The following is a 25,273-nucleotide window of genomic DNA, read 5'->3' as shown; positions in this document are numbered from 1 at the left end:
GCGGACCACCCCGTCCGGGCGCGGGGCCGGCACCCCCGACGGGGCGGCCGGCGGTCCGGGGGCGGCGGGCGGCGGGACCGTGACACAGCCCGCGAGGGCCGACACCGCCACGGTCAGCAGCAGGGTCGCTGTCGTCGTCGTTCGATGCACCCGGGCCACTCTGCTGGCTCCGGGCGCCGTCCGGGCGGCGGACGTCCCCCGGATGCCCCGCACGGGTGATCTCCGCCCCCTTCCGGGCGCCGCGCGGGGGCCGGGGGTGACGTCACTCGCCGGTCGCGCCGTCCAGGGCCTCGCGGATCAGGTCGGCGTGGCCGTTGTGCCGCGCGTACTCCTCGATCATGTGCGTGTAGAGCCAGCGCAGGTTGAAGCGCTCGCCGGTGCGGGCGTGAGTGCCCTTTGACATGTCGTCCAGTGCGAAGCCCGCCGCGTTGCGCCGCGCCGCCTCGATCTCCTCCTGCCAGGTCGCGTACGCCTCGGCCCAGGTGTCCGCCGGGGTGAGGTGGAACTCGCCGTCCGGGTCGGCCTCGCTGTAGTGGATCGGCCCGGCGTCCTCGCCCGTCAGCACCCGGCGGAACCAGCCGCGTTCCACGTCGGCCATGTGCCGGACGAGCCCCAGCAGGGTCAGCTCGGAGGGGGACACCGACGCGGTGCGCAGCTGCGCGTCGGTCAGGCCCTCGCACTTCCAGGCCAGGGTGCGGCGGTGGTAGTCGAGCCAGCCTTCCAGCATGGCGCGTTCGTCGGCGTCGGTGGCGGGTTCACGTCGCTCGGTCGTCATGACCGCATCCTTGCCGATCCCGTGCCCGTCCCACTACGCGTTTCAGTCACCGAGCATGCCCCGCAGCACTTCCCGCAGGCTCGCGCGGAGTTCCTCGGGGCCCGGCGTCCTCGAACCGAACGACCCCGCCACGCAGGAGAACATCATCCCGTCCGCCCAGGCGATCAGCGAGAGCGCGTGCCGGTCGGGTTCCGTGGAGCCCAGGTCCGTGACGAGGGCGGTGAGCAGCTCACGGAACCGGGCGCCGGTGGCGTCGAAGTAGGCGCGCAGCCCGGGGCGTCGGGTGGCTTCGAGGGCGAGTTCGTAGCGGGCGACGGTGAGTTCGCGGTGGCGGGTCAGCGCGCGGTGGGTGGCCAGGGCGAGCGCCTCCACCACCGCGGCGGTGCCCCGGCGGGGGTCCGGCAGCTCGTCCAGGGCGAGGACCCGGGCCTCCCGCTCGGCGAGCCGGCGCACCGTCAGCTCCAGCAGCGCCTCCCGGGTGCGCGCCACGTTCGAGGTGGAGCCCTGCGGGAGTCCGGCCGCCTCGTCGACCGCCCGGTGGGTCAGCCCGCGCATGCCCCGCTCGGCGAGCAGGGCCAGGGCGGCGTCGGCGACGAGGTCGGCGCGGGCGGCGCCTGCGGTGCTCACGGACATGGGCACAACCTACCCGGCTCACTACTCCTGTAGTACATTGGAGACCGTAGGCACTACAGATGTAGTCGCGCCGTGAGGAGCAGCCATGCCACAGGTGAAGCGGGCCGTCGTCATCGGCGGCGGGATCGGCGGCCTGACCGCCGCGTCCGCCCTGCACCGGCGCGGGATCCGGGTGACGGTGCTGGAGCGGGCCGCGTCCCTCGCCCCGGTCGGCGCGGCCATCTCCCTGGCGCCCAACGCGCTGCGCGCCCTCGACGTCATCGGCCTCGGGGACACCGTCCGCGCCCTGTCCGCCTTCCAGGGCGACGGGGGCGTCCGCGCGCCGGACGGCCGGTGGCTCGCCCGGACCAGTGCCGCCGCGGCGACCGAACGCTTCGGCGGGCCGCTCGTCCTCCTGGCCCGCGCCACCCTCATCGGCCACCTGGCCGCGACCCTCCCGCCGGACGCCGTCCGCACGGCTGCCGCCGCCCGGATCCTCGGCCCCGGGGACCCCGCCGATCCCGCCCGCCCGGCCCGGGTGGGCACTCCCGACGGGGAACTGACGGCGGACCTCGTGGTGGCCGCCGACGGCGTCCGCTCGGGTGTGCGGAGCGCGCTCTTCCCCGCCCACCCCGGGCCCGTCTACGCCGGTTTCACCACCTGGCGGGTGCTCATCCCGGTACCGGGCGCCGAGTTCTCCTCGCACGAGACCTGGGGCCGGGGCCGCATCTGGGGCACCCACCCGCTCCGGGACGGCCGGGTCTACGCGTACGCCGCCGCCCGGACCCCCGCGGGCGGGCGGGCGCCCGACGACGAGAAGGCCGAACTGCTGCGCCGCTACGGCGACTGGCACGACCCGGTCCCCGCCGTCCTGGCCGCCGCCCGCCCCGAGGACGTCCTGCGGCACGACGTGCACCACCTCGCCGAGCCGCTGCCCGCCCTCCACCGCGGCCGGGTCGCGCTGGTCGGCGACGCCGCGCACGCCATGCCGCCCAACCTCGGCCAGGGCGGCAACCAGGCCATCGAGGACGCCGTCGTGCTCGCCCACCACGCCGGTGACCCGGCCGCCTACACGGCCGCCCGGCTGCCCCGCACCACCGCCGTCGCCCGCCAGGCAGTCCGGGCGGCCCGGCTGAACCTGATGACCAACCGGGCCGGCATCGCGGTGCGCGACCACGCCCTGGCCGTGCTGACGAAGGCCGCGCCGGGCCTCGCGCTGCGCACCTTCGACGGCATCGCCGACTGGCGCCCGCCGCAGCAGCCGTATGCTTCCCCGCAGACCACGGCAGGCAACGGCTAGAGGAGAACACCCCGTGAAGGTCGGCTGCATCGGACTCGGCGACATCGCGCAGAAGGCCTACCTTCCGGTGCTGGGCGCACTGCCCGGCGTCGACCTCCACCTGCAGACCCGGACGCCCGCCACCCTCACCCGGGTCGCGGACGGCCTCCACCTGCCCGCGGAGCGGCGCCACGCCGACCTGGACTCGCTGCTCGCCCAGGACCTCGACGCGGCCTTCGTGCACGCGCCGACCGCGGTCCACCCGGAGATCGTGACCCGGCTGCTGGACGCGGGCGTGCCGACGTACGTCGACAAGCCCCTCGCCTACGAACTCGCCGACTCCGCACGGCTCGTGGAGCTGGCCGAGGACCGCGCGGTGAGCCTCGCCGTCGGCTTCAACCGGCGTTTCGCCCCCGGCTACGCGCAGTGCGCCGAGCACCCGCGGGACCTCGTCCTGATGCAGAAGAACCGCGTCGGTCTGCCGGAGGACCCGCGCACGATGATCCTCGACGACTTCATCCACGTCGTCGACACGCTGCGCTTCCTCGTGCCCGGCCCCGTCGACGACGTGACCGTGCGCGCCCGCACCGAGGGCGGACTGCTGCACCACGTCGTCCTCCAGCTCGGCGGGGACGGCTTCACCGCGCTCGGGGTGATGAACCGGCTCAGCGGTTCGGCCGAGGAGATCCTCGAGGTGTCCGGGCAGGACGCCAAGCGCCAGGTCCTCAACCTGGCGGAGGTCGTCGACCACAAGGGCCAGCCGACCGTCCGGCGGCGCGGGGACTGGGTGCCGGTGGCCCGGCAGCGCGGCATCGAGCAGGCCGTGCTCGCCTTCCTGGACGCGGTGCGCGCCGGGCGGGTGCTCAGCGCCCGGGACGCGTTGGAGACCCATGAGCTGTGCGAGCGTGTGGTGCGCGCGGTGAGCGGGACCGCCGCCTGACCCGGAGCACCTCCGCGGCGCACCAGGCCGCGACGGTCAGCAGTGCCGCCTGCGGCACCCGGTCGCCGAAGCGCACGTAGGGCGTCGTGCCGTGCGCCAGCGGCACGTCGTACACGTGGGCGGCGGAGGTGTCCCTGCCCAGCCACGGCCCGGTCCGCCCGCCGTCCGGCCCGTACACGGCGGACACGCCCGTGAGGGTCGCGTGCACCATCGGGCGGCCCGTCTCCGCGGCCCGCAGCGCGGCGATCGAGGCGTGCTGCGCGGGCGCCCAGCTCTGCTGGAACGTCGAGGTCGACGACTGGGCGAGCAGCACGTCCGCGCCGCCCTCCGCCAGCGCCCGGCTCATGTCCGGGAACGCGGTCTCGAAGCACACCATGGGCCCGATGCGCAGCCCGCCGCCCGCGTCCATCACCACCTGCCGCGTGCCGCGCATGCGGTCCTCCCCGGCGGCCTTGCCCACCGAGGTCGCCCAGCCCAGCAGCGAGCGCGCCGGGATGTACTCCCCGAACGGCACCAGCCGCATCTTGTCGTACCGGTCCCCGGTCGGCCCTTCCGGGCCGACCAGCACCGAACTCTTGAAGATGCCGGGCCGGTCGGACCGCCGCGCGTCCACGTTGACCAGCAGCTCGGCACCCGTTTCCCGGGACAGCGCGGCGAGCCGCCGGGCGAGGTCGGGGCGGGCACCGAGGTCGAAGCCCACACTGCTCTCACCCCACACGATCAGATCGACGTCCCGGCCGGCCAGCTCGCGGGTGAGCCGTTCCTCGCGGTCGAACCTGCGGTCCGCGCTCGCCGGACCGGCGACCACCCCCGGCTGGACGACCGCGATCCGCACCCGCTCGTCGGTCTGCGGGCGCGGGGACCACACCCAGGCCGCGGACCCCACGGCGGCGACCGTCACCACGGCGGCCACGGCGGGCAGCCGCGCCCGCCGCAGCGCGACCAGCACCGCGACGGCCACGTTCACGGCCACCAGCAGGAGGCTGAGCAGCCACACACCGCCCACCGAGGCCAGCCGCAGGGCTGCCCCCACCTGCCACTGGCTCGCCCCGAGCACCCCCCAGGGGCCGCCCAGCGCGTGCCAGGAGCGGATCAGCTCGATCACGAGCCAGGCCGCCGGCAGCACCGCGAGGGCGGCCACCACGCGGCCCCGGGACGGCACCCCGCCCAGCAGCCTGCGCACCAGCCACCCCCAGGGCGCCCACAGCGCCCCGAGCAGCGCGGCGATGACGAAGGTGAAGACGTGCAGGTTCGGCAGCAGCCAGTGGTGCATGGCGAACATGAACCCGAAGCCGCCGCACCACCCGTCGTACGCCGCCCGGCGGCCCGTCGGCGCGCCGCGCGCCAGCAGGATCCACGGCACCAGGGCGACGTAGGCGAACCACCACAGGGACGGGGCGGGGAAGGCCAGGACCGGCAGGGCCCCGACGACCACGGCCGCGGCCGAGCGGTACCACGGGGAGGCGAGCCAGTGGCCGAGCGTCTTCATAGGCGCCTCCCTACCCCCTGAGGACCCAAGTGTGCGCCCCGGGGACGGTCCCGGTCGGCGCGGGGCCCGTTCAGTTGATCACATCGGCCGCCCGGCGGCCGGGAAGGCGCCGCCACTTCTCCCGCACGACCACCTCGGTCAGCCGCCAGCCGTCCTCCGTGCGCACCGTCGCGAAGGCGTACCGGCCGCCGCACACGAAGTCCGGGGACGCCGGCCCCTCGCCGTCCCCGCCACCGCCGCCCATCGGGTTGAGGTAGTCGGCCTGGACGTGGGCGGTGTCACCGGTGTCCTGCTCCCGCACGCCGAACCGCACCCGGCGGTTGACGATCAGATGCTGGCGTACCGGGAACACCGCCAGGGACCGCGCCAGCCAGTCGGCGACCGCCGCCGCCTCGCCCTCGATGCCGCCGGCCGAGCGGTAGTCCGCCCGCCCGCCCGGCACGAACAGCCCCCGGTATCCCTCCCAGTCGCCGTCGTCCACGGCCACCGCGTACTCGGTGACGAGTGCGTCGACGGCCAGCCGGTCCCTCACGGTCGCGAGCTCCACACGCTGGGTCATCGGCTCAGTGTTGGCCATGGGACGTGGGGTGCCAAGAGGCCGCCCCGACATTCCCGGCGCCGCCCGACGACACGCCCGCCGGGCACCGGCCAAAACCGGCTCCAATGCACCCGCCGGCGCCCTCAGACACCGGCCGGCCCCCGCCACGCCGGCTCCGCAATGCTCCCGCCGGTGCCCTCACGGGCCCTCGGTGAGCGGGGTGAGGTCCTGCAGCCGGGCGAGCATCCGGTAGCACCGCGCCTCGTTGCCGGACGTCTGCTCCGCCATCGCCCTGGCCGTCTCCCGCACGGCCTTCGGGTGCGCCCCGTGCCCGGTGCTGTGGTACGTCGCCGTGAGCCGCCGCAGGTGCGTCCGGGCCGCGCCCAGCTCTCCCTCCAGGGCCGCGGCGTGCGCCCGGGCGCACTCGTTGTCCGGACTCCGGTCGGAGCGACGGGAGAGCAGTTCCCGGGCCTCCGCGGCGAGCCCCACTCGCAGCAGCTCCGTCACGAGCGCCCGGAACAGACCCGGCGCCGGGCCGGATTCCAGCAGGCGGCGCGCCCTCTCCTGCTGCTTGGCCCGGCTGCCGGGGAGCAGCCGCAGGGCGAGCGCGTAGGGCCGCATCGACCCGAAGCGCAAGGAGAGGTCCGCCGCCGGCTCCGGGGTGGCGGCACCGGCCCAGTCGGCCAGCTCGTCCAGGTAGTCCTGGGCGGCACTGGTCGTCTTCCACGGGTCCGCGATGTCGCAGCCGGTCAGGTACCGGGCCGCCGCCTCCGCCATGCCCCGGTCCGTCGCGGTCAGACAGGCCGAGGCCAGCCGCACCAGCAGCTCGACCTGCTGGTCCTCGGTCACCGAGGCGAAGGCGGCCAGGTAGTGGGCGGCGTCGAGGGGTTGCAGGGACCGGGCGTGGATCGCCGTCTCCAGGGCCGCGTAGTGCAGGTGGCTGTAGTCCTTGGCCGGCACCCCGTCGTCCACGAGGGTGCCCACGGCGTCCAGGGCCTCGCGCGACAGCTCCGGCAGGAGGTCGGGATGCCACTGGACGGCGAAGCCCAGCGTCCGGCGCCACACCTCCGCCGCCCGGCTCGGCGGCAGGGTCCGCACCAGCGGCAGCAGCGCCTCCACGGTGCGCGGCCCCAGCGCGGCGTCCGACTCCAGCCGGCGGATGTCGTCCACCTCGCGCTCGAACTCACGGCACAGGGGGTCGTCCAGCAGCGACGGCTGCAGACAGGCCCCCAGCACGCGCAGGGAGAGGTAGTGCCGGCGCTGCGACAGACAGCGCCCCGCCAGCGCCGTGAAGTGCCGGGCGCAGCGGTACCGGTGCTGCAGGGTCTCCGGCGCGGTGTCGGACAGGATCTCGTGCAGGTGGCGCCACAGCCAGTGCCGCTCGTCCGGCCGCCCGTACTCGGTCACCAGCGCCGGCAGCACCTGGGCCGTGTTCGCCGTGCGCAGCAGCTTCGGCACGTCCAGCCCGCCGCCCCGCAGCACCGGCATCAGCTTCTCGGTCAGCTGTCTCTTCCCGGGGGCCTTCTCCACCATCTCGAAGAAGTCCCACCACGGCCCGCTCTCCCACTCGGCGGCGCTGCCGAGCCGTCGCAGCATGTGGACCGCCGTCTCGTCCCGGCCCAGCGCGAGGATCATGTACATCACCTCGGCGGGACTGCGCGGCTGCGGCGTCAGCGTGTCCACGAACTCGGCGGACAGGCCGTCCTTCCAGCGGTCGAGCAGCGCCTGCATGTCCGGCGCGACCCCGTCGTCGGCCCGCAGCGCCTCCTGCGCGAGGGGGTACCAGGCGTAGATGTGCATCGACGCCGAGCCGCGGGCGGTGGCGAGGGCCAGCCCCAGGACCAGCTCCCGGCACTCCCGCACCAGCCAGGCCCGGTCCGCGGCGGACACCCGGCTGACGAGCCGGCGGGCGAAGTCGCGGTGCAGGCGGTTGCCGGGTTGCACGCCGCCCAGCGCCCGGCACAGCGCGTCCCGCCGCAGCTTCTCGAACGTGGGCTCGCCGTTGTTCCGCGCGATGCGCCGGAGCGCGCGGTCCAGGGCCCGGGGGTGCTCCAGCCAGACCAGCCGTTCGCCCCGGCTCGTCACATGGCCGTGCACGTGCTTCAGCGATCCCGTCGACAGGGTGAACGCCTCGCTGAGGACACCGTCGGGCACCGGCAGCCGCCGCACTCCGCAGTACATGAGGAAGAGCACCCCGAGCGCCTGGACCTGGCGGCCCTCGTCCCCGCCGTCGAACCGGCGGTACTGGGCGTGGAGGTCGGCGGCGTACCGCGTCAGCCGCGGGTCGCCGCCCGGAGTCAGCAGGCGGACGACCTCGCCGATGCCGGGCGCCTTGTCGCTGCGCAGGCGGCGGTTGAGGTCCGCCCGGTCGTTGTGCGACAGCCGCTGCCGGGACCGCCCGGAGTGCAGCAGGGCACTGAGCTGCCGCACCTCCTCGTCCGTCACCCGGCCGACCGGCACGCCCTCGCACCGCTCCAGCCACTCCGGGGGTTCGTAGCCGCTCAGCAGGTACAGCGCGGGGGCACGGCCCCGGCGTTCGGCGAGCAGCGGCCCCAGCACCGTGCGGGCGTCCGCCTCGTCGTCGAGGGTGTCCACCAGGACGATGTACGGCTCCCGCCGCGCGGCCCGGAACTCCTCGAGTGCCGCGGTGTCGAGCTCCTCCGCCGGGTCGAGGACGAACACCGGGGTCTGCCGGAGCTCTGACAACCGCTCCACGCTCCGCAGCAGCGCCCAGGTGCGGCCGGACCCCTGACGTCCGTCCACGCTCAGGGCCCGGGAGTGCTCCGGCTCCTCGTCCAGCCACCGGGTGACCGATCGGTAGATCCGTTTGTCGACACCGCGGTCGACGGCCGGCGAGGAGAGGCACGCGACGGTCGCGCGGGCCAGCGGAGTGCCGTGCTCGGCCGCGCGCACCCGCCACTCGGACCAGGGGACCAGCGGGCCGGCGGGCGGCGGGGGAAGCGCGTCGGTGGGCAACGGGGGCCGGGGGGACGACTCCTCGTGCCAGCCCTCCTGCTCGTACCGCGTGTAGCAGACGATCCACTGGGTGCGGACCTCCTCCGGGGCGCCGCACGCCTGGAGGAGACGCAGCGAGTCCTTCAGGCAGCGCCCGAAGTCGGTGAGGCCGTTCAGAAGACGGGTCAGGGCGGAGGTGTCGAGGCCGGCCTCCGCGGCCAGGGAGCTGCGGGGGCGGCCCGCGTGCTCCTCCCAGGCGCGTAACCCGTCCACCCAAGTGATGTGCGGCTCCGTCGTCGCCTGCGACGGCTTGATCGGAGCACCCCGTCTCGCGTTCCCCGTCATGCGCCCCCGCCCGATTCCCGGCGCGCCGAGCGCCGTCCATTTGTGGTGACCGCTGCAATAACACAGCGTATGGGCGGCCCGAAATTTCAGGTTGGCCAATAAGGAAAAACCCTTGCTGTCCTGGGGCCTGACAGAGCATCGGCCGGGACCGACGGGGTCCCGGATCCGGGGAGAAAGGAGCTCCGTCATGTCCGAGTCCCACTGGCAGGACCTCGTCGCGCTGTACCTCGACCACCGGTTCTGGGGAGGGGTCGCCGTCTGCGCGGTGGTGTGCGTGCTGGGCGTGATCGCCCTGCTGCGCGCCTCCCGGGAGGACGTCACCGCGGTGCTGCGGGACCTCCGCAAGTTCCTGCGCTTCTGAGCACGGCGCGAGGGAGACGGAGGGCGGCGGAGCGCGCCCCGGTCCCCGTGCCCGCCCCACCGGCGGGACGGGGACCGGGGCGCGCTCCGTGTGGTGGAACCCCGTCCGGGACCCGGCCCGCCGGTCTGCCAGTCTGGTGATCTCGCACAGGGCGTCACCGGGAGGCAGCCACATGAAACGACTCGTCACCGTGGTCACCGGCGGCAGCCGGGGGATCGGCGCCGCCACCTGTCTGCGGCTCGCGGCCGAGGGCCACGACGTGGTGGTGGGCTTCGTACGCGACGCCGGCGCCGCCGAGGCGGTGGCGGAGGGGGTGCGCGCGGCCGGCGCGCGTGCCGTCACCGTCCGGGGCGACACCTCCGCCGAGCCGGACGTCGAGCGGCTCTTCGAGGTGGCCGAGAACGAACTCGGCCCGGTGACCGGGCTGGTGAACAACGCGGCGGTGACCGGACCGCTGGGCCGCTTCGCCGACGTCGCCACGGACACCCTGCGGCGGGTCGTCGACGTCAACCTGATGGGCACGCTGCTCTGTGCGCGGCGCGCCGCGCAGCTGATGACGCCCCGGGGCGAGGGCGTCATCGTGAACATCTCGTCGGGAGCGGCCACGCTCGGCAGCCCGAACGAGTACGTCCACTACGCGGCGACCAAGGCCGCCGTGGACGCCCTGACGCTGGGCCTCGCCAAGGAGCTGGGCCCGGACGGGATCCGGGTCAACGGGGTGGCCCCGGGTGTGATCGACACCGAGATGCACGCCGCGATGGGCGCCCCGGACCGGGCCCGGCAGGCGGGTGCCGCGGTCCCGCTGCGCCGCGCCGGACGGGCCGAGGAGATCGCCGCGGCCGTGGCCTGGCTGATGTCACCGGACGCCTCGTACACGACGGGAACCGTGCTGCGGGTGGCGGGCGGACGCTGACGGCACCGCAGCTTGCCGGCCCGCAGGGGCGGCCGGGGGTCAGGCCGCCTTGACGACCCCGCCGCGGATCGCGGCCGCCCACTCGACCACCAGCAACTCGTACTCCGCACGCTCCGTGGCCGACAGGGACCCGCCCGCGCGCAGCCACAGCGCGCGGATCTGCTCGTTGACATCGGCGGCGGACCGCACGGAACCAGGGGTGACGGAATCGGGGGACATGCGGACAGCCTAGGCCCAGGCACTGACTCTGCGCTACCGGACGGCTACGCGCGCCGCGGGGTGCCCCGAGCGCACCCCGCGGGACCGGACGGGCCCCGCGGGCGTGCCGCTGTTCCCCGCGGGCGTCACGTCACGCGGACGATCGCCGGGCCCTCGGCCGCTGCGGCCGCCCCGGCGGCCCGTTCGATCCTCGCGCGGTGGGCGGCGCGGGCTTCCTCGTCGATCCGCTGCTCGTGCTCGGGGCGCAGCCCGGTCCGGCCGTCGAGGCCCTCGCGCAGGATGTCGGCGTGCCCGGCATGCCGGTTCGTCTCGCCGAGGACGTGGATCATGACGGCGAACAGGCGGGTGTCGGCGTGGGGCGCCGGCCACCACGGCACATGCCCGCGGGAGTCGAGGGAGAGCGCGTCGATCGTCGCGTCGGAGTGGGCCCAGGTGCGCCGGTAGAACCCGACGATCTCTTCGGCGGTCTCGTCCTCGGCCGCCCACCGGTCGCTGCCGTCGGAGTCCTGCCACCGGGGCAGCGGTTCCGGGGACGGCCGGTCGAAGACCTCGCCGAAGTACCTGGCCTCGACGGTGGCCACATGCTTGACCAGGCCGAGGAGGTTGGTCCCGGTCGCCGTCAGGGGGCGGCGGGCGTCATGGGCGGACAGTCCGTCGAGCTTCCAGAGCAGCGCCTCGCGGTCCCGCCGCAGTCTTCCGTGCAGGTGGTCCTTCGCGTATCCGTCGATCATGCGGCACGAGCCTGCCAGGGGCCGCCCGCGGCCTCAACCTCCTGCCCGGGCGACGCCGGGCTCAGTGGGCCGCCTCGCCCGCCCCCGGACTCAGCACACCCGCGCTGACCAGCACGATGATGACGACGCCGAGGACGATCCGGTACCAGACGAACGGCATGAAGCTCTTGGTGGAGATGAACTTCATGAACCACGCGATCACGGCGTAACCGGTCGCGAACGCGATGACCGTGGCGAAGACGGTCGGGCCCCAGGAGACGTGGCCGCCCTCGGTGGCGTCCTTCAGCTCGAACAGCCCGGACGCCAGCACGGCCGGGATGGCGAGGAGGAAGGAGTAGCGGGCCGCGGCCTCGCGCCGGTAGCCCATGAACAGGCCGCCGCTGATGGTGGCGCCGGAGCGCGACACGCCCGGGACGAGGGCCATCGCCTGGCAGAGGCCGTAGATGAGGCCGTCCTTGACGGTCAGGTCGGTGAGTTCCTTGGGCCGTCTGGCGGCACGGTGCCGGCCGCCGCTCTCGGCGCGGGCGGCCAGCCGGTCGGCAACGCCGAGGACGATGCCCATGCCGATCAGCATCGTGGCGGTGATCCGCAGGTCGCGGAACGGCCCCTCGATCTGGTCCTTGAGCGTGACGCCGAGGACGCCGATGGGGATGGAGCCGACGATGACGAGCCAGCCCATGCGCGCGTCGGGGTCGCGGCGCAGCTCCCGGTCGGTGAGGGAGCGCGTCCAGGCGGACAGGATGCGGCCGATGTCCTTGCGGAAGTAGATGAGCACCGCGGCCTCGGTGCCGATCTGGGTGATCGCGGTGAACGCCGCGCCGGGGTCCTCCCAGCCGGAGAACGCGGCCGTCAGGCGCAGATGCGCGCTGGAGGAGACGGGGAGGAACTCGGTCAGCCCCTGGACGAGTCCGAGGATGAGGGATTCAAACCAAGACATGAGGTAGCGGAGTCCAAGTGCCGATCGTGGAAACGGGCGACGTACGGCACGCGGGACCGCGGGTGCGGTGATCGGTGATCGGGCGCGCCGCGGGAAGCGTAGCGCCCCGAAATGAACACTTGGTGCAGGGACGTCACGGCCCTGTCCCGGCCGGATCGGCGCGGGCGGGGGAGGGGCCGGCCCGTGCACGGAGCAGCCGCTACGGCCCGCTGACCATGTGCGAGACGGCCGGACTCACCAACTCCGCGACGGTGAGACTGCTCTGACGCGGCGCTCGCCCCGTCCCCCTCACCGGCCGCGCAGTTGCCGCCGCTTCCGCCACGCCACCGCCGCGCCCACCAGCCCCGGTACGGCGATGCAGGCCAGCGCGATCAGGAAGGCGGGCGACGTCGGCGTCGAGGCACGGGCGCCCGCGACCGCGTAGGCGGCGGTGTTCGGGATCGAACCGAGCGCCGTCGCCAGCAGGAACGGCAGCAGGCCCATCCGCGACACGGCGGCGCAGTAGTTGGCGGCGGCGAACGGCACGCCCGGGAACAGCCGGGTCGCCAGCATCGAGCGGAAACCGTGCCGGCTGAGCTGCCGGTCGGCCGCCTTCAGCCACCGTCCCCGCAGCAGCGGACGCAGCGCGTCCTGGCCGAGCGCGCGCCCCAGACAGAACGCCAGCCCCGCCCCGAGCACCGTGCCGGCGAGCGCCGCGCCCAGACCGAGCTGGCTGCCGAACAGCGCGCCCGCCCCGAGGTTGAGCAGCGGGCGCGGTACGAACGCCACGGTGCACACCCCGTACGCCACCGCGTACAGCACCACGGCCGCCGCCCCGCCGAGCCGGGACGGGAAACCGTCGGTCAGCAGCCGCTGCGGCTCGAACAGCACCATCACCGACGCAGCCGACAGCAGCAGCACCACCAGCAGGGACAGCCGGGACCAGGGCGACAGCAGGGCTCTCGCCCAGCGGGCGGCCGGGCCCGGCGCATGTGGGGCGGGCGCCGCGGGCAGGGGGACCGCGAGCGCGAGATCAGGGGTGCCGACGGCCCGGGGAGAGGCCGTGGCCGTGCCGCCAGAGCGGGTGGAGGCATCGAGCATCCGGCGACACTAACCGACGCGGCGGGGTGATCGCCGTAGTGTGCGTCTCATGAACCCCGCCACAGCCGGCACCGCGGGCGGCCCGCGGAAGGTTCCGGCCAGTCCGCTCGCCGACACCGTCCTGGACCGGCTCACCGCCGTCTACCCGACGGCGGCCGACCCGCGGCGGGCCGTGGGGATGCGCGCCTACATGAAGGACGTCGCGCCGTTCCTCGGTCTGGCCACCCCGGTCCGCCGGGCCCTGTCCCGCACCGTGGTCGAGGGGCTGCCCCGCCCCACCGAGGCCGACTGCACGGCGATCGCCCTGCGCTGCTGGGACCTGCCCGAGCGTGAGTACCAGTACTTCGCGGTGGACTACCTGCGCCGCCACGTGCGGCACTGCTCCTCCGGCTTCCTGCCCGTGGCCCGGCACCTGCTCACCGCGGTTGCGTGGTGGGACACCGTCGACCTGCTCGCCGCCCACGTCGTGGGCGCGCTGGTCGCCGCCGACCGGGACCTCGCGGCGGAGATGGACGCCTGGTGCGGCGACGACGACCGGTGGCTGGTGCGGACGGCGCTGCTGCACCAACTGCGGTACAAGGAACGCACCGACACCGCCCGGCTGTTCGGCTACTGCGTGCGCCGGTCGGGCCATCCCGACTTCTTCGTCCGCAAAGCCATCGGCTGGTGCCTGCGCGAATACGCCAAGACCGACCCCGACGCGGTCCGCGCCTTCGTGGCCCGCGAACGGGACCGGCTCGCGCCCCTGTCGGTACGGGAGGCGCTGAAGAACATCGGCGCCTGAGCCCGCCCGCACGGCAGCGGAAGCGCCGACGGCTCCCCCAGCCGCGTCCGGGCGGGAAAACCGTTCGACGCGGGACCCCCGCGTCCGCAAGGATCGACCTCATGTTCCGGTACGCCTTCCACCTCGCCGCATCCGCCGCCGCGGATGCCCCGAAGGCTGCCGTCGATGCTCTCCCGGCCGCCGCCGACGGCGCCCGAAGCTGACCCTCCCCGGATCGACCGGCGGACCCCGCAGGGGGAGGGTCGGCCGGTTCCTCCCGGGGTCCCCGTCCCGCCGCGCGCCGCTCCGCCGCGCCGGGGCCGTCACGCACCACCACTGAGAGACATCGAGGTACCGCCATGTCCAAGACGGCGTACGTCCGCACCAAACCGCACCTGAACATCGGCACCATGGGGCACGTCGACCACGGCAAGACCACCCTGACCGCCGCCATCACCAAGGTCCTCGCCGAGCGCGGCAGCGGCAGCGGCTCCTTCGTGCCCTTCGAGCGCATCGACCGGGCGCCCGAGGAGGCCGCGCGCGGCATCACCATCAACATCGCGCACGTCGAGTACGAGACCGACACCCGGCACTACGCGCACGTCGACATGCCCGGCCACGCCGACTACGTGAAGAACATGGTCACCGGCGCCGCCCAGCTCGACGGGGCGATCCTCGTGGTCTCCGCCCTCGACGGGATCATGCCGCAGACCGCCGAACACGTGCTGCTGGCCCGTCAAGTGGGCGTCGACCACATCGTCGTCGCCCTCAACAAGGCCGACGCGGGCGACGAGGAGCTCACCGACCTCGTCGAGCTGGAGGTCCGGGAGCTGCTCTCCGCGCACGGCTACGGCGGGGACGCGGCGCCGGTCGTCCGGGTCTCCGGGCTGAGGGCCCTGGAGGGCGACCCGCGCTGGACGGCGTCCATCGACGCGCTGCTGGACGCGGTCGACACCTACGTGCCCATGCCCGAGCGGTACGTCGACGCGCCCTTCCTGCTGCCGGTGGAGAACGTGCTCACGATCACCGGCCGGGGCACCGTCGTCACCGGTGCCGTCGAGCGCGGCACGATCCGCGTCGGCGACCGGGTGGAGGTGCTCGGCGCCGGCGTCGAGACGGTCGTGACCGGTCTGGAGACCTTCGGCAGGCCGATGTCCGAGGCGCAGGCCGGGGACAACGTGGCGCTGCTGCTGCGCGGTGTCCCCCGCGACGCGGTGCGCCGCGGCCACGTGGTCGCGGCACCGGGCAGCGTGGTGCCCCGCCGGCGGTTCACCGCGCAGGTGTACGTGCTGTCCACCCGCGAGGGCGGGCGCAGCACCCCGGTGTCCACCGGCTACCGGCCGCAGTTCTACATCCGCACCGCGGACGTCGTCGGCGACGTGGACCTCGGCGCGACGGCCGTCGCCCGGCCCGGGGACACGGTCACCATGACCGTGGAACTGGGCCGCGAGGTGCCCCTGGAGCCCGGGCTCGGCTTCGCCGTCCGCGAGGGCGGCCGCACCGTGGCCGCCGGCACGGTGACCGAGGTCGGCTGAACGGCCCGCGGCTGCCCGCCCCCACCCGGGGCGGGCAGCCGCCCGGCCACCCCTAGGGTCTGTCGTTTGGATCAGGCCGGATCAGGGAGCGGGGTCCGGTGCCGTGACTCGCAAGGCGGAGGAGGGCGGCAGGGCGGAGCCCTGCCAACCGACGACAACGCGGCGAGGCGCGGTGCCGGGGCCCGCGAGCCCGGCCTGATCCAAACGAGAGGCCCTAGGTCAACGGGCCCCGGCCCCGACGGGACAATGGGACGGTGACCGAGCCCATCCCCGTGACCCGTGCCGTCGACCACGGCACCGCCAAGCTGATGCCCGACGTCGACCGGGAACGGGCCTGGCTGCTCACCGTCGACGGGGCCCCGCAGTCCTACGTCGACCTCGACGACCCCGGCCACCTGGAGTTCGAGTACGCCCGGCGGCTCGGCCACGTCCTGGACACCCTCGACGGGCCCGGACGCCCACTGGACGCGGTGCACCTGGGCGGCGGCGCCCTCACCCTGCCCCGCTACCTGGCCGTCACCCGGCCCGGCTCCCGGCAGCAGGTGGTCGAGGCCGACGGCGCCCTGCTGGACCTCGTCACCGCACACCTGCCGCTGCCCGCCGACTGCGACGTCACCCTGCACACCGCGGACGCCCGCGCCTGGCTGGAGGCGGCCCCGGCCGACTCGGCGGACGTGATCGTCGCCGACGTCTTCGGCGGCTCCCGCGTGCCCGCCCATCTCACCACGGCCGCCTACGCCGACGAGGCCGCCCGCGTCCTGCGGGAGGGCGGGGTCTATGTGGCGAACCTCGCCGACGGGGCGCCGTTCGACTTCCTGCGCTCCCAGCTGGCGACGTTCGGGACGTGTTTCGAGGAGCTGGCGCTGGTCGCCGAGCCGGGGGTGCTGCGCGGCCGCCGCTTCGGCAACGCCCTGCTGATCGCCGCCCACCATCCCCTGGACACCGCCGCGCTGGCCCGGCGCACCGCGGCCGACGCCTTCCCGGCCCGGGTGGAGCACGGCGTGGCCCTGCGGAGGTTCGTCGCCGGCGCGCGCCCGGTGCGGGACGAGGACGCGGTGCCCTCGCCGGAGCCGCCCGCCGGAGCGTTCGGCATCGGCTGACCACCGCACCCGCCCCGGCTGACCCCGGCTGAGCCCCCGGCTGCCCCGGCCGAGAGGCCGTGGACCGTGCCCCGCCGCCGCACGAGCGGCGGAGAGTGTGCCGAGGTGACGGTCCCGCGTGGCGGTCACGCCCGCTCGATCACCTCGGGCCGGTCGCTCCCGGTGGGGGCCTCGGTGACCGTACGGGTCCGCCGGCGCAGGTTGCGCACGTCCGGGACGCACAACACCGCCGCCGTGGCCACCACGACCAGCGCGGCGCATCCCCACAGCGCCTCCGGGCGCCCCAGCACCGACTCCGCCGGGCCGGCCAGCGCGGTCGCCAGCGGCACCAGCGCCACCGAGCCGAACCAGTCGTAGGCGGAGATCCGGGACAGCTTCTCCTCCGGGATCTCCTGGTGCAGGGCGGTCATCCAGGACACGCCGAACACCTCCAGGCAGATCCCGGTCACCAGCATCACCGCGCACAGCGCCCACACCGGCACGGGCACGGCGAGCGCGGCGGACGGCAGCGCCAGGGGGAACACGCACAGGGTGCCGGTGAACAGCAGCCGGACCGGTTTCCAGCGGGTCATGAGCAGCGCGCCCAGTACGGTGCCCCCGCCGAAGAAGGCCAGCGCCAGCCCCCACGGCGCGGCGCCGCCCAGGTGGTCCCGGGCGACCAGCGGCCCGTAGACCGCGTCGGCGGCGGCCACCACCGCGTTGGCGAGGGCGAACTGGATGACGATGCCCCACAGCCAGGGCCGCCCGGAGAACTCCCGCCAGCCTTCCCGCAGGTCGGAGACGAGGCCGCCGCCGGGGGCGCGCGGGGGGATGTGCCTGACGTCGAGGAAGGCGCGCAGTCCCGCCGCCACCGCGAAGGCGCCGGCGTCCGCCGCGAGGACCCAGCCCGGCCCGATCACGGCGACCATGGCGCCGCCCAGCGCGGCCCCGCCGAGCATCGAGCCCTGCATGGCCATCCGGAACACCGCGAACGCCCGCCCGGCCTGCTCCCCCTCGACGGAGGAGAGCAGCATGCCCTCGGCGGCCGGGCTGAAGAACGCCTGGCCGGTGCCGCCGAGCGCGCTCAGCAGCATCATCTGCCACAGCAGCGGCTCGCCCGCGAGCACCAGGACGGCGAAGGCCGCCTGCGAGAGGCAGTTGAGGATGTTCGCCGCGACCATCACGTGGTGCCGCGGCAGCCGGTCCGCCACCGCTCCGCCGATCAGCAGGAACACCACCAGCGGCAGGGTGCGCGCGGCGGCGACCAGGCCCACGTCGCCCGCGCCGCCGCCCGCGGCCAGGACGGCGAAGGCGGCGGCGATCAGCGCGCCGTGGCTGCCCAGGCTGGTCACCACGGCGGAGGCGGTCAACAACGAGTAGTTGCGTCCGGCCCAGGCGGGACGGCGGCGGGAAAGGGAGGTGGACACCCCGTGACTATCTCCGGGGCGGGGCCGACTTGCCAAATGCCAGGTCGCCCCGCCTGCCGGGAGGGGTCATGAAAGGGGCCTCACGTGCCCGTCGGGGGCTCCTCGGTGAGCCGCACGGTGCTCAGGATCTTCTGCACGGTCGCCTCGGGCACTTCGTCCTTGACGCCCTTGGCGCCGAACAGGTTCCAGGTGACGAAGTCGCCCGCGCCGTTCTTGAACGCGAAGGTGACCGCCTTGCCCTCGCTGTCGCACTTGCCCTTCTGCGGGGTGCCGTCGGAGTAGGCGGTGGCGAGGCTGCCCTTGATGCCGGAGGTGGTGGTGTACGGCTTCGGCTTGACCGTCTTCACGCTCTTCTTGTCGGGCTGCGTGTAGCCGCCGTAGATCCACCACGGCACGCGGGTCTCGGCCGCCTGGTCGGTCGTCTTGGCGCCGTTCTCACCGCGGGTGCCCGCCGTGACGAGGGCGGTGTCCTCCTCGCGGCCGTCCTTGTCGTCGTCGGTGGTGCACCACTCGGACTTGAGGTAGGCGGGGGCGGTGACCGTGGTGCGGTCCATCTCGCCGTCCTCGTCCTCCCACTCGAAGCCGACGCTGGTGCCGGGCGTCTCGATCTCCCAGTCGGCGGGCACGTCGAACTTCGTGCCGAAGCGCGTGTTCACGACGACCTGCCAGCCGGGAATGGTCGCCTTCTCCGCCTCGCCGCCGCGCGGGTTGTCCTCGGACGCCGAGGCGCTCGGTTCGTCCGAGGGCTCGGCGGACGCGCTCGCCGACGGCTTGCCGTCCTTGCCGCCCTTCGCGGTGTCGTCCTCGTCGCCGCCGAGCACCAGGAATCCGGTCACCCCGGCGGCGATCACGACGGCCGTCGCCGCGACGATCGCCACCAGCTTGGTCCGGTTCCCGTCCCCGCCCTTCGGGGCGTTGGGGCCGCCCGGCACGGTCGGCGCGTTCCACTGCGGCTGTTGCTGCGCGTACGGGTTCGGCTGCTGGTAGCCGGGCTGCTGGTACGGATTCGGCTGCTGGTACCCCGGCTGCTGGTACGGGTTGTTGTCCTGCGGGTTCTGCTCGCCCCCGGGCGGCTGCTGTCCTGGCCACATGGTCAGCCACCCTAGCGGCGCCCCGGACACGATTCGGTCACCGCCCTTTGACGGGGACGTAGCAACCGGGGAAGGGGCGGGAGCGGCGGACGGTGGTCTCCCGGGCCTACTCGCGGGTAACCTGCGGGCATGAGCGCAGACCAGATGTCCATCGGCGAGATGCTCGCCGCCACCGTGCCCATGGCCCGGACCCTCGACCTCCGGTTCATCGAGACCACGCCCGAGCGGGCCGTCGTCTCCCTGCCGGACCAGGCCGACTACCACAACCACGTGGGCGGCCCGCACGCCGGCGCCATGTTCACGCTCGGCGAGTCCGCGAGCGGCGCGATCGTGCTCGCCGCCTTCGGGGACCAGCTCGCCCGCGCGGTGCCGCTCGCGGTCCGCGCCGAGATCGCCTACCGCAAGCTGGCGATGGGCCCGGTCACCGCCACCGCGACCCTGGGGCGTCCCGCCGCCGAGGTCGTGGCGGAACTGGACGCCGGGAAGCGCCCGGAGTTCCCGGTGTCGATCGAGATCCGCCGCGAGGACGGGGACGTCACCGGTGAGATGACCGTCGTGTGGACCCTCCGGCCCAACGGGTGACCGGCCGCGCCCACCGGCGCCCGCTGATCCGCCGGGGCCGTCCGCGGGCGCGGCTCAGACCGTGCCCGCCCCGTAGGGCCCGTACAGGTCCAGCAGCCGGACCCGGGCGGCGTGCAGCCGGTGGGCGACCACATTGCCGACCCACTGGGTGACGTCCCGGCCGAGCTCGGCATCCTCCCGGCACATCTCGAGGACGGCCGGGGCGTCGAACTCGTACGCCCGCACCGGGGTGGCCGCCTCGGCGCCCAGGTGCCGGACGTGCGGGGTGAACAGCCAGGACCAGCCGACCAGTTCGTTGTGGCCCAGGCGCTCGATGACGGCGGGCCGACGGCCCGGCACCCGCATGTCGAGCTCGACGGTGCCGGTGCGGATCACCCAGAACCGGTCCGCCCGGCCGCCCTCCTCGAACAGCCGGGCGCCCTGCGGGAACGACACTTCACGGGCGGTGCTCAGCAGGCGCGCCCGCTGCTCGGCGGGCAGGGCGCGCGGCATGCTGGGGGACGGGGGAGCGAACATGGCGGGCCTCCCGGAGTGTTTCCACGGTGTACGAGGTGCTGCGTCCAGCGTCCGGCCGTGGTGACCGGCGTGTCCATGGGCCGTCCGGCCCCCGGTACCGGCAACCGTCCCGGACGGCCGCGGACCCGGCGGGAGAGCTGCACCCCCGTCCCGGACGCCGGCGTACGGGCCCTTCGGCTCCGCGCGGGGACCTGTGGTCCCTTCCCGCCGCGGTACGGGCGGACCAGGCTGGAGGTGATCACCGGACGCCAGGAGGTTCCCCATGTCCCGCACCATCGTGGCCGGCCTGGACGGTTCGCCCGAGAGCAGGGCCGCGGCCGAGTGGGCGGCCCGCGAGGCCCGGCTGCGCGGTCTTCCGCTGCGCCTGCTGCACGTCCGCGAGCGGGAGGCGGAGGCCGCGGTCGCCTCGCAGCACCCGGGAAGCTCACCCGAGGGCGGTCACTGGAGCGTGCTGAGCGAGGCGGCTGAGGGGCTGCGGCTGCGGCACACCGGCGTCGGGGTCGTCGCGGACCAGAGGGACGGCCGCCCCGTCGAGGTACTGGCCGCCGCGGCGGACCACGCCGAGCTGCTGGCCCTCGGCTCCCGGGGCCTCGGCCCCCTCGGCGGCTTCCTGGTGGGCTCCGTCGGCCTCGGCGTCGTGGCGCGGGCCCGCCGGCCCGTCGTCCTGGTCCGGGCCGGTGAGCAGGCCGCCGACGAGCACGAACCCGACCCCGCCGGCATCCCGTCCGCCGCGACGCCCTACCGGCCGGTCCTGCTCGGCGTGGACGCCGCCCGGCCCGACGCGGAGGTGATCGGCTTCGCCTTCGCCGCGGCGGCCCTGCGCGGCACCGCACTGCGCGCGGTGCACGGCTGGAACCTGCCGCCCTACTACGTCCACGGACTGCCGGCCGACCCCGCGCTGTACGACGCGGTCGCCGCGGGGGAGGCGGAGAGACTGACGAAGGCGCTGCGTCCGTGGCGGGAGCGGTACCCGCAGGTCGAGGTCGTGGAGGACGCGTTCGGCGGCAGCCCCTCGGTCCGCCTGGTCGAGGCGTCCCGCCAGGCGTCCCTGGTGGTCGTCGGCCGCCGCATCCGGCGCGGCCCGCTCGGCGGGCGGATCGGCTCCCTCACCCACGCGGTGCTCCATCATGCGGCGGCACCCGTCGCGGTCGTCCCGCACACGTGAGCCGGGGCGGGCCCGGCGGGCGGCCGTGCCCTCCGGTGACCACCCGGCCCGGCGGCCGGATCGCGCCACCCGGCGCCGGTCCGGCCGTGCGGGGCGTATCGGAAGGCGGGAAGCTGGTACCCGCACCGCGTCCCGTCCGCAGCCCGCCCGCTTCCGTCACCGCCCGACCGTCCCTGTCGACCACCCACGGAGCCCCCGATGCCCGAGCACCAGGATCACCGGACCGTACTGACCGACGAGGAACTGCGCGTCCTGGACGCCCACTGGCGGGCCGCCAACTACCTGGCGGCGGGCCAGATCTACCTGCTCGCGAACCCGCTGCTCACCGAGCCCCTGCGGCCGGAGCACATCAAGCCGCGCCTGCTCGGCCACTGGGGCACCTCACCGGGACTGAACCTGGTGTACACGCACCTCAACCGCGTGATCGCACAGCGCGGGAGGGACACCCTGTGCATCTGGGGGCCCGGTCACGGCGGCCCCTCCGTGCTGGCCAACTCCTGGCTGGAGGGCAGCTACAGCGAGACGTACCCCGACGTCGGCCGCGACGCGGAGGGCATGGAGCGGCTCTTCCGGCAGTTCTCCTTCCCCGGCGGCGTCCCCAGCCATGTCGCCCCCGAGGTCCCCGGCTCGGTCCACGAGGGCGGCGAACTCGGCTACTCCCTCGCGCACGCCTACGGGGCCGCCTTCGACAACCCCGGCCTGCTGGTCGCCTGCGTCATCGGGGACGGCGAGGCGGAGACCGGGCCGCTGGCCACGTCCTGGCACTCCGACAAGTTCCTCGACCCGGTGCACGACGGTGCCGTCCTGCCGATCCTGCACCTCAACGGCTACAAGATCGCCAACCCGACGGTGCTCGCCCGCCTTCCCGAGGCCGAACTCGACGCCCTGCTGCGCGGGTACGGGCACGACCCGATCTACGTCGGGGGCGACGAACCCGCCGCCGTCCACCGGGCGATGGCCGCCGCCATGGACACCGCCCTGGACCGGATCGACGAGGCCCAGCGCGCCGCCCGCGAGGGCGGCGCGACCGGCAGGGTGCACTGGCCGGTGATCGTGCTGCGCACCCCGAAGGGCTGGACGGGACCGCAGGAGGTGGACGGCAAGCCGGTGGAGAACACCTGGCGCTCCCACCAGGTCCCGCTGGCCGGGGTGCGGGACGACGCAGAGCACCTGCGGCAACTGGAGGCGTGGCTGCGGTCGTACCGGCCGGACGAACTCTTCGACGCCGGCGGGCGGCCGGTGCCCGACGTCCTGGCCTGCCTGCCCGCGGGCGCCCGGCGCCTCGGCTCGACCCCGCACGCGAACGGCGGACTGCTCACGCGCGAGCTGCCGTTGCCGTCCCTCGACGCGTTCGCCGTCCCCGTCGACAAGCCGGGCAGCACCCTGCACGAACCCACGCGCGTGCTCGGCGACCTCCTGGAGCGGGTCATGGCGGACACCGCCGGGCGCAGGGACTTCCGTCTGGTGGGCCCCGACGAGACGGCCTCGAACCGGCTCCAGGCGGTCTACGGTGCCAGCGGCAAGGCGTGGCAGGCCGGGATCCTCGACGTCGACGAGGACCTCGACCGGCACGGCCGGGTGATGGAGATCCTCTCCGAACACCTCTGCCAGGGCTGGCTGGAGGGCTACACGCTCACCGGCCGGCACGGGCTGTTCTCCTGCTACGAGGCGTTCGTGCACATCGTCGACTCCATGGTCAACCAGCACATCAAATGGCTGCGCACCGCCCGCCGTCTCACCTGGCGCGCGCCCGTGCCCTCACTGAACTACCTGCTCACCTCGCACGTGTGGCGCCAGGACCACAACGGCTTCTCGCACCAGGACCCCGGCTTCGTCGACCACGTCCTCAACAAGAGCCCCGAGGTCGTCCGGGTCTATCTGCCGCCGGACGCCAACACCCTGCTGTCCGTCGCCGACCACGTGCTGCGCAGCCGCGACTACGTGAACGTCGTCGTCGCGGGCAAACAGCCCTGCTTCGACTGGCTGTCCATGGACGAGGCCCGCGTGCACTGCGCCCGCGGCGCCGGCATCTGGGACTGGGCGGGCACCGAGGACGGCGGCGAACCCGACGTCGTCCTGGCGTGCGCCGGCGACGTGCCGACCCAGGAGGTGCTGGCCGCCGCCCACCTGCTGCGCCGTCACCTGCCGGAGCTGGCGGTCCGGGTGGTCAACGTCGTGGACCTCGCCCGGCTGCTGCCCCGCGGGGAGCACCCGCACGGCATGACCGACTTCGAGTACGACGGCCTGTTCACCGCCGACAAGCCGGTCATCTTCGCCTACCACGGCTATCCCTGGCTGATCCACCGCCTCGCCTACCGCCGCACCGGCCACCACCACCTCCACGTGCGCGGCTACAAGGAGGCCGGCACCACGACGACGCCGTTCGACATGGTGGTGCGCAACGACCTCGACCGCTACCGGCTCGTCATGGACGTCATCGACCGGGTGCCCGGTCTCGCGGTCCGCGCCGCCGCCCTGCGCCAGCGGATGGCCGACACGCGCACCCGCCACCACGCGTGGATCCGCGAGCACGGCACCGACCTGCCCGAGGTCGCCGAGTGGAGCTGGACCGCGTGAGCCGCGGCCCCCGGCCGTCCGGGCCGGGGGCGGGAGGGAACCCCGGCCCCGGCGCCGGCCCCGTGCTCGGCACCGGGGGGTTACAGCCCGTACACCTGCTCCTCGTGCGCGGTGGCCAGCTCCGCGTACAGCGTGCCGTTGAGGGTCAGCCCGGCACGCTCCTCGGCCGTCAGCTCCCGCCGGACCTTCGCCGGCACGCCCGCCACCAGCGAGCCCGGCGGGACCCGCATGCCCTGCGGCACCAGCGCCTGCGCGGCGACGAGGGACCCCTCGCCGATCACCGCGCCGTTGAGCACGGTGGCCCCCATGCCGACCAGACAGTCGTCCTCCACGGTCGCGCCGTGCACCACCGCGTTGTGCCCGACGGACACCCGGCGGCCCACCGTCACGGGAAAGCCCGGGTCGGCGTGCAGCGTGCAGTTGTCCTGGATGTTGCTGTGCGCGCCGACCGTGATCCGCTCCACGTCCCCGCGGAGCACCGCCCCGTACCAGACGCTCGCCCTCTCGTGCAGGGTCACGTCGCCGATCACACTCGCCGTCGGCGCCACGAACGCCTCCTCGTGCACCGCCGGTTCCTTGTCGCCGATGCCGATGATCAGCGGCCTGTGCTTCATGTCGCCTCCTGCTCACGTGATGAGGGGCACCGTACGCCACCCCCGGTGGGGTGAAGATCACAGGTCACCAGGGCCCCCGGCGGCACGAGCGCCGACTACGGTGAGCGCGTGCCGAAAAGCAGGAACACGTTCTCGTCCTGGCCGCGCCGCCTCGCGCAGCGCGCGGTCCACGCGGGCTGGGCCTGGGCACAGCGCACCGGCTCGGTGACCGCCCAGCACCCCGGCCGTTTCCGCTTCGGCGCCCTCGGCCCGGGCACCCGGCTCGCCTTCCCCCTCGGCACCGTGTTCGGCGAGCCCTGGATCCACCTCGGCGCCCACTGCATCGTCGGGGAGCAGGTCACCCTGACGGCGGGCCTGATGCCCGACCTCGACCTCGGCCCCGAGCCGATCCTGCGCATCGGCGACGGCGTCGTCCTGGGCCGCGGCAGCCACGTCATCGCCGACACCACCGTCACCATCGGCAGCGACTGCTACTTCGGCCCCTACGTCTACGTCACCTCCACCAACCACTCCTACGACGATCCGCACGAGCCGATCGGCAAGCAGTGGCCGCGGATGGAACCCGTGGAGATCGGCCCGGGATGCTGGATCGGCACCGGCGCGGTGATCCTCCCGGGTGCCCGCCTCGGGCGGAACGTCGTGGTCGCCGCGGGCGCGGTGGTCCGCGGCGCGGTGCCCGACCACGCCGTGGTCGCGGGCGCCCCGGCGCGCGTGGTACGCCGCTGGACGCCGGACGACGGCTGGCAGCCA

General features: G+C 74.6%; 24 protein-coding genes. 11 read left to right on the top strand and 13 right to left on the bottom strand.

All coding sequences use genetic code 11. From position 1 onward, the window contains the following. Window positions 1-262 precede the first annotated feature (262 nt). Together G3I53_RS00120 and G3I53_RS00115 are read right to left on the bottom strand one after the other, a co-directional pair. A complete protein-coding gene (locus tag G3I53_RS00120) occupies window positions 263-775 on the bottom strand; it encodes a DinB family protein (RefSeq protein WP_164337742.1) in 513 nt (170 codons plus the stop codon). 42 nt (window positions 776-817) lie between these two features. Beyond that, window positions 818-1,408 (bottom strand): TetR/AcrR family transcriptional regulator, encoded by a 591-nt coding sequence (locus G3I53_RS00115; protein ID WP_164337741.1) that lies wholly within the window; start codon window positions 1,406-1,408, stop codon window positions 818-820. An 85-nt stretch (window positions 1,409-1,493) separates the two neighbouring features. On the opposite strand from G3I53_RS00115, the gene G3I53_RS00110 reads away from it, so the two are divergent. Both G3I53_RS00110 and G3I53_RS00105 read left to right on the top strand, forming a co-directional pair. Beyond that, window positions 1,494-2,687, top strand: a complete 1,194-nt coding sequence (locus tag G3I53_RS00110; RefSeq protein WP_164437903.1) for an FAD-dependent monooxygenase — start codon at window positions 1,494-1,496, stop codon at window positions 2,685-2,687. A gap of 13 nt (window positions 2,688-2,700) precedes the next feature. Continuing rightward, window positions 2,701-3,606: a Gfo/Idh/MocA family oxidoreductase gene (locus G3I53_RS00105; RefSeq protein ID WP_164337193.1), complete on the top strand. Its 906-nt coding sequence runs from the start codon at window positions 2,701-2,703 to the stop codon at window positions 3,604-3,606. Here the strand turns inward: G3I53_RS00105 and lnt are convergent. The 3 genes from lnt to G3I53_RS00090 form a co-directional block, all read right to left on the bottom strand. Next, entirely contained in the window at window positions 3,530-5,095 is a 1,566-nt protein-coding gene (lnt, locus tag G3I53_RS00100; RefSeq protein ID WP_164337194.1) for an apolipoprotein N-acyltransferase, read from the bottom strand. The two genes, G3I53_RS00105 and lnt, sit on opposite strands and share 77 nt — an antisense overlap. A gap of 70 nt (window positions 5,096-5,165) precedes the next feature. Then, window positions 5,166-5,654 carry a nuclear transport factor 2 family protein gene (locus G3I53_RS00095; RefSeq protein WP_164337195.1) on the bottom strand — a complete coding sequence of 163 codons (489 nt, stop codon included), beginning with the start codon at window positions 5,652-5,654 and terminating at the stop codon, window positions 5,166-5,168. 177 nt (window positions 5,655-5,831) lie between these two features. Beyond that, window positions 5,832-8,861 (bottom strand): hypothetical protein, encoded by a 3,030-nt coding sequence (locus tag G3I53_RS00090; RefSeq protein WP_164337196.1) that lies wholly within the window; start codon window positions 8,859-8,861, stop codon window positions 5,832-5,834. 259 nt (window positions 8,862-9,120) lie between these two features. On the opposite strand from G3I53_RS00090, the gene G3I53_RS00085 reads away from it, so the two are divergent. Next, window positions 9,121-9,294, top strand: coding sequence for a hypothetical protein (locus G3I53_RS00085; protein ID WP_164337197.1), 174 nt, complete (start codon window positions 9,121-9,123; stop codon window positions 9,292-9,294). A gap of 172 nt (window positions 9,295-9,466) precedes the next feature. Further along, window positions 9,467-10,207, top strand: coding sequence for an SDR family oxidoreductase (locus G3I53_RS00080; RefSeq protein ID WP_164334317.1), 741 nt, complete (start codon window positions 9,467-9,469; stop codon window positions 10,205-10,207). A 39-nt stretch (window positions 10,208-10,246) separates the two neighbouring features. Here the strand turns inward: G3I53_RS00080 and G3I53_RS00075 are convergent, their stop codons facing one another. The 4 genes from G3I53_RS00075 to G3I53_RS00060 form a co-directional block, all read right to left on the bottom strand. After that, the gene (locus tag G3I53_RS00075; protein ID WP_164334318.1) at window positions 10,247-10,426 is read right to left on the bottom strand and encodes a hypothetical protein; all 180 of its coding nucleotides are present in this window, start codon (window positions 10,424-10,426) and stop codon (window positions 10,247-10,249) included. A 125-nt stretch (window positions 10,427-10,551) separates the two neighbouring features. Further along, a complete protein-coding gene (locus tag G3I53_RS00070) occupies window positions 10,552-11,157 on the bottom strand; it encodes a DinB family protein (protein ID WP_164338562.1) in 606 nt (201 codons plus the stop codon). A gap of 61 nt (window positions 11,158-11,218) precedes the next feature. Continuing rightward, entirely contained in the window at window positions 11,219-12,094 is an 876-nt protein-coding gene (locus G3I53_RS00065; protein ID WP_164338561.1) for an undecaprenyl-diphosphate phosphatase, read from the bottom strand. Window positions 12,095-12,382: 288 nt separating this feature from the next. Further along, a complete protein-coding gene (locus tag G3I53_RS00060; protein WP_164338560.1) occupies window positions 12,383-13,174 on the bottom strand; it encodes a VTT domain-containing protein in 792 nt (263 codons plus the stop codon). A gap of 49 nt (window positions 13,175-13,223) precedes the next feature. Here G3I53_RS00060 and G3I53_RS00055 point away from each other — a divergent pair, with 49 nt between their 5' ends. From G3I53_RS00055 to G3I53_RS00045, 3 genes are all read left to right on the top strand, one after another. Beyond that, on the top strand, window positions 13,224-13,958 hold the full coding sequence (locus G3I53_RS00055; RefSeq protein WP_164338559.1) for a DNA alkylation repair protein: 735 nt from the start codon (window positions 13,224-13,226) through the stop codon (window positions 13,956-13,958). A 338-nt stretch (window positions 13,959-14,296) separates the two neighbouring features. Next, entirely contained in the window at window positions 14,297-15,472 is a 1,176-nt protein-coding gene (gene tuf, locus G3I53_RS00050; protein ID WP_164338558.1) for an elongation factor Tu, read from the top strand. A gap of 254 nt (window positions 15,473-15,726) precedes the next feature. Then, on the top strand, window positions 15,727-16,572 hold the full coding sequence (locus tag G3I53_RS00045) for a fused MFS/spermidine synthase (RefSeq protein WP_164437902.1): 846 nt from the start codon (window positions 15,727-15,729) through the stop codon (window positions 16,570-16,572). Window positions 16,573-16,697: 125 nt separating this feature from the next. Here G3I53_RS00045 and G3I53_RS00040 read toward each other — a convergent pair whose 3' ends face one another. Both G3I53_RS00040 and G3I53_RS00035 read right to left on the bottom strand, forming a co-directional pair. Next, a complete protein-coding gene (locus tag G3I53_RS00040) occupies window positions 16,698-17,978 on the bottom strand; it encodes an MFS transporter (RefSeq protein WP_164437901.1) in 1,281 nt (426 codons plus the stop codon). An 80-nt stretch (window positions 17,979-18,058) separates the two neighbouring features. Then, window positions 18,059-19,069 (bottom strand): hypothetical protein, encoded by a 1,011-nt coding sequence (locus G3I53_RS00035; RefSeq protein WP_164334384.1) that lies wholly within the window; start codon window positions 19,067-19,069, stop codon window positions 18,059-18,061. Window positions 19,070-19,213: 144 nt separating this feature from the next. On the opposite strand from G3I53_RS00035, the gene G3I53_RS00030 reads away from it, so the two are divergent. After that, a complete protein-coding gene (locus G3I53_RS00030; RefSeq protein WP_164334385.1) occupies window positions 19,214-19,651 on the top strand; it encodes a DUF4442 domain-containing protein in 438 nt (145 codons plus the stop codon). Window positions 19,652-19,705: 54 nt separating this feature from the next. Here the strand turns inward: G3I53_RS00030 and G3I53_RS00025 are convergent, their stop codons facing one another. Continuing rightward, entirely contained in the window at window positions 19,706-20,167 is a 462-nt protein-coding gene (locus tag G3I53_RS00025; protein WP_164334383.1) for a cyclic nucleotide-binding domain-containing protein, read from the bottom strand. 262 nt (window positions 20,168-20,429) lie between these two features. Between G3I53_RS00025 and G3I53_RS00020 the strand changes: the two genes are divergently transcribed. Together G3I53_RS00020 and G3I53_RS00015 are read left to right on the top strand one after the other, a co-directional pair. Continuing rightward, entirely contained in the window at window positions 20,430-21,332 is a 903-nt protein-coding gene (locus G3I53_RS00020) for a universal stress protein (RefSeq protein ID WP_164437900.1), read from the top strand. Between the two features lie 198 nt (window positions 21,333-21,530). Then, complete coding sequence (locus tag G3I53_RS00015) at window positions 21,531-23,909, top strand: phosphoketolase family protein (RefSeq protein WP_164334681.1); 2,379 nt, start codon at window positions 21,531-21,533, stop codon at window positions 23,907-23,909. 80 nt (window positions 23,910-23,989) lie between these two features. On the opposite strand, the gene G3I53_RS00010 is transcribed toward G3I53_RS00015, so the two are convergent. Beyond that, window positions 23,990-24,523, bottom strand: a complete 534-nt coding sequence (locus tag G3I53_RS00010; protein ID WP_164334682.1) for a gamma carbonic anhydrase family protein — start codon at window positions 24,521-24,523, stop codon at window positions 23,990-23,992. A gap of 108 nt (window positions 24,524-24,631) precedes the next feature. On the opposite strand from G3I53_RS00010, the gene G3I53_RS00005 reads away from it, so the two are divergent. Beyond that, window positions 24,632-25,273: acyltransferase (locus tag G3I53_RS00005; RefSeq protein ID WP_164437899.1), on the top strand; the 642-nt coding region annotated here is incomplete at its 3' end.

Origin of the sequence: Streptomyces sp. SID14436, assembly GCF_010548465.1 — a bacterium.
Lineage (GTDB): Bacteria > Actinomycetota > Actinomycetes > Streptomycetales > Streptomycetaceae > Streptomyces.
Note: the sequence above shows the minus strand (reverse complement) of the source record. Positions and strands in the feature narration are given on the sequence as shown.